Origin of the sequence: Pseudoxanthomonas jiangsuensis, assembly GCF_010093185.1 — a bacterium.
Taxonomy (GTDB): Bacteria; Pseudomonadota; Gammaproteobacteria; order Xanthomonadales; family Xanthomonadaceae; genus Pseudoxanthomonas; species Pseudoxanthomonas jiangsuensis.
The window spans coordinates 53,631-62,073 of record NZ_PDWL01000024.1 but is presented as its reverse complement, the minus strand read 5'-3'; the positions used below and the strand labels follow the sequence as shown (position 1 = coordinate 62,073).

The 8,443-nt window shown below is 71.9% G+C and carries 11 protein-coding genes; 8 read left to right on the top strand and 3 right to left on the bottom strand.

Going from position 1 to position 8,443, the window contains the following annotated elements:
* The first annotated feature begins 10 nt into the window (after positions 1-10).
* Both CSC62_RS13970 and CSC62_RS13965 read left to right on the top strand, forming a co-directional pair.
* Positions 11-778 carry a DUF3108 domain-containing protein gene (locus tag CSC62_RS13970; RefSeq protein ID WP_162407300.1) on the top strand — a complete coding sequence of 256 codons (768 nt, stop codon included), beginning with the start codon at positions 11-13 and terminating at the stop codon, positions 776-778.
* Between the two features lie 2 nt (positions 779-780).
* Positions 781-1,488, top strand: a complete 708-nt coding sequence (locus CSC62_RS13965; protein ID WP_162407294.1) for a DUF3108 domain-containing protein — start codon at positions 781-783, stop codon at positions 1,486-1,488.
* Positions 1,489-1,530: 42 nt separating this feature from the next.
* On the opposite strand, the gene CSC62_RS13960 is transcribed toward CSC62_RS13965, so the two are convergent.
* The 3 genes from CSC62_RS13960 to CSC62_RS13950 all read right to left on the bottom strand — a co-directional run bounded on the left by CSC62_RS13960 (position 1,531) and on the right by CSC62_RS13950 (position 3,423).
* Complete coding sequence (locus CSC62_RS13960) at positions 1,531-1,845, bottom strand: hypothetical protein (RefSeq protein ID WP_162407293.1); 315 nt, start codon at positions 1,843-1,845, stop codon at positions 1,531-1,533.
* Between the two features lie 10 nt (positions 1,846-1,855).
* Positions 1,856-3,130: a UDP-N-acetylglucosamine 1-carboxyvinyltransferase gene (murA, locus tag CSC62_RS13955; protein ID WP_162407292.1), complete on the bottom strand. Its 1,275-nt coding sequence runs from the start codon at positions 3,128-3,130 to the stop codon at positions 1,856-1,858.
* Between the two features lie 62 nt (positions 3,131-3,192).
* Positions 3,193-3,423 carry a BolA family protein gene (locus tag CSC62_RS13950; RefSeq protein ID WP_162407291.1) on the bottom strand — a complete coding sequence of 77 codons (231 nt, stop codon included), beginning with the start codon at positions 3,421-3,423 and terminating at the stop codon, positions 3,193-3,195.
* Between the two features lie 67 nt (positions 3,424-3,490).
* On the opposite strand from CSC62_RS13950, the gene CSC62_RS13945 reads away from it, so the two are divergent.
* Genes CSC62_RS13945 through CSC62_RS13920 form a run of 6 tightly spaced genes read left to right on the top strand, consistent with a single transcriptional unit; the run spans position 3,491 to position 8,391 of the window.
* The gene (locus CSC62_RS13945) at positions 3,491-4,501 is read left to right on the top strand and encodes a KpsF/GutQ family sugar-phosphate isomerase (RefSeq protein ID WP_162407290.1); all 1,011 of its coding nucleotides are present in this window, start codon (positions 3,491-3,493) and stop codon (positions 4,499-4,501) included.
* Positions 4,502-4,528: 27 nt separating this feature from the next.
* Complete coding sequence (locus CSC62_RS13940; RefSeq protein WP_211369017.1) at positions 4,529-5,098, top strand: KdsC family phosphatase; 570 nt, start codon at positions 4,529-4,531, stop codon at positions 5,096-5,098.
* Positions 5,095-5,652, top strand: a complete 558-nt coding sequence (gene lptC, locus CSC62_RS13935) for an LPS export ABC transporter periplasmic protein LptC (RefSeq protein ID WP_162407288.1) — start codon at positions 5,095-5,097, stop codon at positions 5,650-5,652. Before CSC62_RS13940 ends, lptC begins: the two co-directional genes overlap by 4 nt.
* A gap of 1 nt (position 5,653) precedes the next feature.
* Positions 5,654-6,178 (top strand): lipopolysaccharide transport periplasmic protein LptA, encoded by a 525-nt coding sequence (gene lptA, locus CSC62_RS13930; protein ID WP_425502032.1) that lies wholly within the window; start codon positions 5,654-5,656, stop codon positions 6,176-6,178.
* A complete protein-coding gene (gene lptB / locus CSC62_RS13925) occupies positions 6,178-6,900 on the top strand; it encodes an LPS export ABC transporter ATP-binding protein (protein WP_162407286.1) in 723 nt (240 codons plus the stop codon). The genes lptA and lptB overlap by 1 nt, the downstream gene beginning before the upstream one ends.
* A gap of 60 nt (positions 6,901-6,960) precedes the next feature.
* On the top strand, positions 6,961-8,391 hold the full coding sequence (locus CSC62_RS13920; protein WP_162407285.1) for an RNA polymerase factor sigma-54: 1,431 nt from the start codon (positions 6,961-6,963) through the stop codon (positions 8,389-8,391).
* Positions 8,392-8,443: the final 52 nt, after the last annotated feature.

Sequence of the window (8,443 nt, the reverse complement as noted above, 5' to 3'; positions counted from 1 at the left end):
CCCCCGCCCGCTGCGACGCCCGATCCTGCTGCTGCTCGCCGCCTGCCTTCCAGGCCTGGCCACGGCCCAGTTGCCGCCGGCCGCTGCCATCGCCGCACCTGCCGAAGAAACCGCGGCGCCTGCGCGCATGGCGCTGGAGCCGTTCGTGGCCACCTACGACGCCTGGTACCGCGGCCGCCAGGCCGGCGACGCGACCATGCAGGTGGTCCGCGCCGAAGGTGAGCGCTGGCGGGTCGACCTGGCCATCCGCGGCGAGCGCGGACTGGCCGGCCTGGCCCGGCTCAACATCCAGCAGAGCACCGTGTTCGAGAATGGCGAAGGCGGCTACCGTCCGCTCAGCCAGAGCACCGTGCGCAAGGCCGTGCTGATGGACAAGCGGGTCACCGGCAGCTACGACTGGAACGCGATGCAGGCCCACTGGGACGGAGACCTGAAGAAGGAACGCCGGCAGCCGGTGGCCCTGCAGCCGGGCGACATGAGCGCCCTGCTGATCAACCTGGCGGTGATCCGCGACGCCCGCCCCGGCGCCACCCTGCACTACCGCTTCGTCGACGGCGGCCGCGTCCGCGACCACGTCTACCAGGTGGCGGCCGAGCCCGAACCCCTGGCGGTGGGCGACATGAGCTACGACGCCCTGCGCGTGGCCCGCACCGACCACGACGGCGACGAGACCGTGCTGTGGGTCGCCAGTGGCGTCCCGACCCCGATCCGGATCCTGCAGCGCAAGGACGGCGAGGAAGAAATCGACCTGAGACTGGTGGAATACCGAGGAGCATGAGCATGGACATCCGCCCCCATCCCTTCCGTGACATCCCGCGCCTGCGCATCGCCGCGGCGGCCCTCCTGCTGCTGGCCGCCGCCGGCGCCGCCCAGGCCGCCGCCCTGGCTCCGTTCAACGCCAGCTACCGCGCCAGCTACCTGGGCATGCAGGCCAACGGCAACATGACCCTGGCCCGCGACGGCAACCGCTGGAAGTACAGCCTCAACATCCGCAACCAGGTCGCCGACCTGAGCCAGAACACCGTGTTCGACGAGCACCAGGGCCGCCTGCGCCCGCTCAGCAGCACCGACCGTTCGGTCGCGCTGATCAAGCGCAAGTCGGTCCAGGCCAGCTACGACTGGAACGCCGGCCAGGCCACCTGGAGCGGCGACGTCAAGCCCGAACGCCGCGGCCCGGTGGCGCTGCAGCCCGGCGACATGGACGCCCTGCTGATCAACCTGGCCGTGGTCCGCGACGTCGCCGACGGCAAGCCGCTGAACTACCGCATGGTCGACGAAGGCCGGGTCAAGGCGATGAGCTACGAGGTCGCCGGCCGCGAGCAGATCACCGTGGCCGGGCGCGCCCGCCAGGCGACCAAGGTGGTGCGCCGCGACGACGACCGCGAGACCGTGGCCTGGATCGTCCCCGGCATGCCGGTGCCCGCACGCATCCTCCAGCGCGAAGGCGGCAAGGACACCATCGACCTGACCCTGCAGTCGGTGAACTGAGCGCCGGTTGCGCCCGGCGTTTCCTTGCGGCACCAGCAGCGGCTACTCCGCCGGCGCGTCCTGCTCGCCGAACACCGTCCGACAGTCCACCCGGATCGCCTCGCCGCTGCGATACCAGCGGAAGGTCGTGCACTCGCGGCTGCCGTCGCGCTTGTTCTCGGCGACCACCGCGTAGAAGGACTGCAGGATCTCGCCGCGGCCGACTTGGCCGTCGCCGTTCCAGTCCATGTCCTCGGTCCTGATGCCGCGGGTACCCGCCATCCCCAGCCAGGCGGCCACGCCGACCGCCAGCAGAAGCAACGCCAGGATCCCCAGCAGGATCCCCCGCCGCCTCGTCATCCGCCCGCGCAGCAGCATCGCCCCGCCCTCAGCCGTTCACCCGACGGATCCGCGCACCGAGCGCACCGAGCTTCTCCTCGATGTTCTCGTAGCCGCGGTCCAGGTGGTAGATGCGGTCGATGGTGGTGTCGCCCTGCGCCACCAGCCCGGCCAGGATCAGCGAAGCCGAGGCGCGCAGGTCGGTGGCCATCACCGGCGCCCCGCTCAGCCGCTCCACCCCGCGCACGATCGCCGTGTGCCCGTCGATGCGGATGTCCGCGCCCAGGCGCAGCAGCTCGTTGACGTGCATGAAGCGGTTTTCGAAGATCGTCTCGCTGATCACCCCCACCCCGTCGGCCACGCAGTTGAGCGCCATGAACTGCGCCTGCATGTCGGTCGGGAACGCCGGGTACGGCGCGGTGGTCAGGTCGACCGCCTTCGGCCGCCGCCCGCCCATGTCCAGGGTGATGCTGTCGGCGGTGGTGGAAATCTCCGCGCCGGCCTCGGTGAGCTTGTCCAGCACCGCATCCAGGGTGCCCGGGCGCGCATTGCGGGCAACGACGCGGCCGCCGGTCATCGCCGCGGCGACCAGGAAGGTGCCGGTCTCGATCCGGTCCGGCAGCACCGCGTGGCGGCCTCCGTTCAGGCGCTCCACCCCGTGGATGGTGATCCGCGACGTGCCGGCACCCTCGATCCGCGCCCCGAGCGCGTTGAGGCAGTCGGCCAGGTCGGTGACCTCCGGCTCCATCGCCGCGTTCTCCAGCACCGTGGTGCCTTCGGCCAGGGTCGCGGCGGCCATCACGTTCTCGGTGCCGGTTACGGTGACCATGTCGAACACGTAGCGCGCGCCCTTCAGGCGGTCGGCGCGGGCCTTGATGAAGCCGTTCTCGACGCTGATCTCCGCGCCCAGCGCCTGCAGGCCCTTGATGTGCTGGTCCACCGGCCGCGAGCCGATCGCGCAGCCGCCGGGCAGCGAGACCTCGGCCGCGCCGTGCCGCGCCAGCAACGGGCCCAGCACCAGGATCGAGGCGCGCATGGTCTTGACCAGCTCGTACGGCGCCACGTGCTGGTTCACCGTGCGCGGGTCGACCACCAGGCTGCTGCCGCGCGCAAGCGTGCCCTGGTCGAACTCGACCGTCGCCCCCAGCTCGCCCAGCAGCTTGATGGTGGTGACCACATCGTGCAGGTGCGGGACGTTGAGGATCTCCACCGGCGCGTCGGCCAGCAGGGTCGCGCACAGGATGGGCAGCACGGCGTTCTTGGCGCCGGAGATGGCGACTTCGCCGTGGAGCGGCACGCCGCCGCTGACTACGATCTTCTGCATCGGGCCTTTAGGGGTTGGAGGCGGAGGCGCGGCCGCATGGCCACGCCGGGAAAGGTGCGCGATCAGGCCGCTTCGTCGGGGGTGACGGTCTTCAGCGCCAGGGCGTGGATCGCCCCGCCCATCAGCTCGCCGAGGGTCGCATAGACCATGCGGTGGCGCGCCAGCGGCAGCTTGCCGGCGAACGCGGCGCAGACCACGGTGGCCTCGAAGTGCACGCCGTCGTCGCCCTGCACCCGGGCCTGGGCCCCGGGCAGGCCGGCTTCGATCATGCGGGCGATGGTATCGGCGTCCATGGAGCGCTTTGGCCTAGAATGAAGCGCCATAGTCTAGCGAATCCGGGGCATCCCGGGCCTGATGCGCATGACCGCTCCCGCCAGCTCCCGTCCCGCCGCTCCCCTGTCCGACGCCGACGGCCTGGCCGCCAGCGGCCGGCAGGTGTTCGCGGTCGAGGCACAGGCCCTGGAGGCGGTCGGCGCCCGCGTCGGCGAGGCCTTCGCCCAGGCCTGCCGGCGGATCCTGGCCTGCAAGGGGCGTGTGGTATGCACCGGCATGGGCAAGTCCGGGCACGTGGCGCGCAAGATCGCCGCGACCCTGGCCTCCACCGGCACCCCGGCGTTCTTCGTCCATCCCGGCGAGGCCGGCCACGGCGACCTGGGCATGATCACCGATGCCGACGTGGTCCTGGCCCTGTCCTACTCGGGCGAATCGGACGAGGTGCTGATGCTGCTGCCGGCGCTGCGCCGCCAGGGCAACCCGGTGATCGCGATGACCGGCCGGCCGCAATCCAGCCTCGGCCGCGAGGCCGACGTGCACCTGGACGTCAGCGTGCCGGCCGAGGCCTGCCCCCTGCACCTGGCCCCGACCTCCTCGACCACCGCCTCGCTGGCGATGGGCGATGCGCTGGCGGTGGCCCTGCTGGAGGCGCGCGGCTTCACCGCCGACGACTTCGCCCGCTCGCACCCGGCCGGCAGCCTCGGCCGGCGCCTGTTGCTGCACATCACCGACGTCATGCACGGCGGCGAGGAACTGCCGCAGGTCGGCGCGGACGCCAGCGTCGCCGAGGCGCTGGTGGAGATGAGCCGCAAGCGCCTGGGCATGACCGCGGTGGCCGCCGCCGACGGCCGCCTGGCCGGGATCTTCACCGACGGCGACCTGCGCCGCGCCCTGGACCGCGGGATCGACGTGCGCCAGGCGCGGATCGCCGAGGTGATGACCCGCAATCCGCGCACCATCGACGCCAGCCAGATGGCCGCCGAGGCCGCACACCTGATGGAACGGCACCAGATCAACGGCCTGGTGGTGGTCGACGCCGACGGCCGCGCGGTCGGCGCGCTCAACATTCACGACCTGTTGCGCGCGCGCGTGGTTTAACCGCACTCCATGCCCACCGGATCCTTCGTGCCCTACGACCCGCTCGCCAGCGTCGCCCCCGACATCCACGAACGCGCCCGCCGGATCGGCCTGGTCTGCCTGGACGTGGACGGCACCCTGACCGACGGTCGCCTGTACTTCGACAGCGCCGGCAACGAGATGAAGTCCTTCAGCGTGCTCGACGGCCAGGGCCTGACCCAGCTGCGCCGCTTCGGCTTCCACGTCGCCCTGATCACCGCCCGGCCCAGCCTGGTGGCGCAGAAGCGCGGCGCCGACCTCGGCCTGGAGACCCACATCGGCGTGCTCGACAAGCTGGCCTGCATGGATGCGCTGATCGAACGCCACGGCCTGTCGCGCGAGCGCACCTGCTTCGTCGGCGACGACCTGCCGGACCTGGACTGCCTGCGCGCGGTCGGCCTGTCCGTGGCCCCGGCCAACGCCCATCCCTGGATCGCCGAGGTCGTGCACTGGCGCACCCACGGCCGTGCCGGCGAAGGCGCGGTGCGCGAGGTCTGCGACGTTCTGCTGGCCGCCCAGGGCCACGTCGCCGAGATCCTCGCCGGCGGCCACGGCGCGCGCGACGGGCGCCGGGCATGAGCTGGCGCACCGGCCTGGGCCTGCTGCTGGTCGCCGCCCTGGTGTCGGGCTGGTCGGCCTGGCGCATGCGCGGGCGCGATGCGCCGACCGCGGCCCAGGCCCAGCGCTCGGACTACGTGCTGCGCGACTTCGAGCTGGTGGTGCTCGGCAAGGACGGCGCCGAGTCTGTGCGGCTGCAGGCGCCGCAGCTGCAGCGCAGCCGCGAGGACCGGAGCCTGGACATCGCCACCCCGCTGTTCCTGGTGCCCGCCGAGCAGGGCCCCTGGCGGCTGCGCGCCGATCGCGGCTGGGTCAGTCCCGAGGCCGACCGGGTCCGCCTGGACGGCAATGTCGCCGGCGACAGCGACCCGGCCGCCGGCATGCCCACAAGCTTCCGCACCACCCGCCTGGAACTGCTGCCGGACCAGGACCTGGCCCGCACCGACCAGCCGGTCGAACTGCGCCAGCCCGGTATCATCCAGACCGGCACCGGCCTGCAGGCCAACCTCAAGTCCCGCCAGTACCGCCTCCTCTCCAAGGTCAGGACCCGCTATGAACCTTCCGCGCGCCGCTAGCCTGCTTCCCGGAGCGGCCCTGGCCGCGCTCGCGCTGGCGTCGGTGCTCGCCCCGGCGCCGGCCGCGGCCAAGTCCACCGACCGCAACGAGCCGATGACCCTGGACGCGGACGACTCCGACTGCAACCAGGCCCAGGCCAACTCCCGCTGCATCTTCAACGGCAGCGTGGTCATCACCCAGGGCACCCTGGACATCCGCGCCGCGCGCGCCGAGATCGTGCAGCGCAACGGCGAGATCGACCAGGTGATCCTGACTGGCAAGCAGGCCACGATGAAGCAGCAGATGGACGACGGCACCGCGATGAACGCGCGCGCCGACCGCATCGTCTACGAGCCGAAGAAGGAGATCCTGACCCTCACCGGCAACTACCAGGTCGAGTCGCCGCGCGGCAGCAACAGCGGCCAGCGCATGGTCTACAACATGGCCAGCGGGCAGATGCAGAGCGGCGGCGACGGCAGCCGGGTGCGCACCGTGATCCAGCCGCGCGCCCAGTCCCAGGCCCCGGCGAAGAAGGAAGCCGACTGATGCTGGTCGCCGAAGGCCTGCGCAAGAAGTACAAGCAGCGCGAGGTGGTGCGCGAGTTCGGGCTGACGCTGGATGCCGGCGAGGTGGTCGGCCTGCTCGGCCCCAACGGCGCCGGCAAGACCACCTGCTTCTACATGATCGTCGGCCTGGTGGCCGCCGACGCCGGCCGGATCGTGCTCGACGGCCGCGACATCACCGGCGAGGCGATGTACACCCGCGCCCGCCTGGGCGTGGGTTACCTGCCGCAGGAACCGTCGGTGTTCCGCAAGCTCAGCGTGGCCGACAACCTGCGCCTGGTGCTGGAGCTGCGCGAGGACCTCAAGGGCGAGGCCGCCCTGGAGCGCGAGCTTTCGGCCCTGCTGGACGAGCTGCAGATCGGCCACGTCGCCGACCAGCTCGGCGCCAGCCTGTCCGGCGGCGAGCGCCGCCGCTGCGAGATCGCCCGGGCCCTGGCCGCGCGGCCGCGGCTGATGCTGCTGGACGAGCCGTTCGCCGGCGTGGACCCGATCTCGGTCGGCGAGATCCAGCGCATCGTCACCCACCTCAAGAACCGCGGCATCGGCGTGCTGATCACCGACCACAACGTGCGCGAGACCTTGGGAATCTGCGACCGGGCGTATATCCTCGCCGAGGGAAGCGTGCTGGCGCAGGGGGCGCCGGACGCGCTGCTGGCCGATCCGGACGTGCGTCGGGTCTACCTCGGGGATACCTTCCGCCTGTAGTTTCCGAACAGGAGCCGTCCCCCCGGCCTGCAGCCCCGTCGCTCCACACCTGGCAGGGACATGAAGGCACGGCTGCAGACATCGCTGGGACAGCAACTGGTCATGACGCCGCAGCTGCGCCAGGCCATCCGCCTGTTGCAGATGTCCACCCTGGAACTGCAGGCCGAGGTCGCCGAGGCGATCGAGACCAATCCCCTGCTGGAATGGGCCGACGAGGCCGCGCAGGAGACGCCCGCCGGCGAAGGCAGCGCCGACCCGGCCGAGGGCGGCGGTGAGGATGCGCCGCCGGCCGAGGCGGCCGACGACGGCGACTGGTCCAGCGAAGAGCCGGCGTGGGAAGGCAATGGCGGCGGCAGCTACGACGACGACGAGCGCGACAGCGCCGCCGAGCGCGTGGCCGAGCCGGAGACCCTGGCTGACCACCTGCTCTGGCAGCTGCACCTGTCGCACCTGTCCGAGCGCGACCGCCACATCGGCGCGGCCCTGATCGACGCCCTGGACGAGGACGGCTACCTGCGCGAGCCGCTGGCCGCCATCGCCGAGACCCTTTTGCCGGAGATCCACGCCGGCGAGGACGAAATCCTGACCGTGCTGCACCAGCTGCAGCGCTTCGACCCGGTCGGCATCGCCGCGCGCAGCCTGGGCGAATGCCTGCGCCTGCAGCTGGACGTGCTGGCCGAGTGCGCCCCCGGCCGCGCCCTGGCCCTGCGGATCGTCGACGGCCCGCTGGAACGGCTGCCGCGCAGCGGCATCGACGGCATCGCCCACGAGCTGCGCTGCCCCCCGGCCGAGGTGGAACAGGCGGTGCAGCTGCTGCGCTCGCTGGACCCGCGCCCGGGCAAGCAGCTGGCCGAACTGGAGCACGACAGCTACGTGGTCCCCGACTGCGTGGTCTGGCGCCAGCGCGGGGTGTGGAAGGTGGCCTTGTCGCAGCAGGCCCTGCCGCGGGTGTCGATCCACCGTGGCTACGAGCAGATGATCCGCCGCTGCGGCGAGAGCGACGCCGGCTACCTGCGCACCCAGCTGCAGGAGGCGCGCTGGCTGCTCAAGAGCCTGGAGGCGCGCGGCGAGACCCTGCTCAAGGTGATGCGCTGCCTTTTGCGCCAGCAGGCCGCGTTCCTGGAGTTCGGCGAACAGGCCCTGCGCCCGCTGACCCTGCGCGAGATCGCCGGCGAGGTCGGGCTGCACGAATCCACCGTCTCCCGCGCGATCGCCCGCAAGTACGTGCGCACCCCGCGCGGCACCCTGCCGCTGAAGTCCTTCTTCGCCTCCGGGATCGACACCGACGGTGGCGGCGAGGCCTCCAGCACCGCGATCCAGTCGATGATCCGCGGTCTCATCGACGGCGAGAACCCGCGCAAGCCCTTGTCTGACGCCAAGCTGGCCGAGCTGCTCAAGCAGGGTGGAATTCCGGTGGCGCGACGCACGGTGGCGAAGTATCGTGAAGCCATGAACATTCCGGCTTCGCACGAGCGGGTCCGCATCGGCTGACGCAGCGGCATCCGCATCGACGGGGCCGCCCACGCGGCAACCACCAAGGAGG

Bases quoted from the DNA above. Each gene is read 5' to 3' on its own strand.
- CSC62_RS13965 (WP_162407294.1), top strand. From the start codon at position 781: ATGGACATCCGCCCCCATCCCTTCCGTGACATCCCGCGCCTGCGCATC.
- CSC62_RS13960 (WP_162407293.1), bottom strand. From the start codon at position 1,845: ATGCTGCTGCGCGGGCGGATGACGAGGCGGCGGGGGATCCTGCTGGGG.
- murA (WP_162407292.1), bottom strand. From the start codon at position 3,130: ATGCAGAAGATCGTAGTCAGCGGCGGCGTGCCGCTCCACGGCGAAGTC.
- CSC62_RS13950 (WP_162407291.1), bottom strand. From the start codon at position 3,423: ATGGACGCCGATACCATCGCCCGCATGATCGAAGCCGGCCTGCCCGGG.
- CSC62_RS13945 (WP_162407290.1), top strand. From the start codon at position 3,491: ATGACCGCTCCCGCCAGCTCCCGTCCCGCCGCTCCCCTGTCCGACGCC.
- lptC (WP_162407288.1), top strand. From the start codon at position 5,095: ATGAGCTGGCGCACCGGCCTGGGCCTGCTGCTGGTCGCCGCCCTGGTG.
- lptB (WP_162407286.1), top strand. From the start codon at position 6,178: ATGCTGGTCGCCGAAGGCCTGCGCAAGAAGTACAAGCAGCGCGAGGTG.
- CSC62_RS13920 (WP_162407285.1), top strand. From the start codon at position 6,961: ATGAAGGCACGGCTGCAGACATCGCTGGGACAGCAACTGGTCATGACG.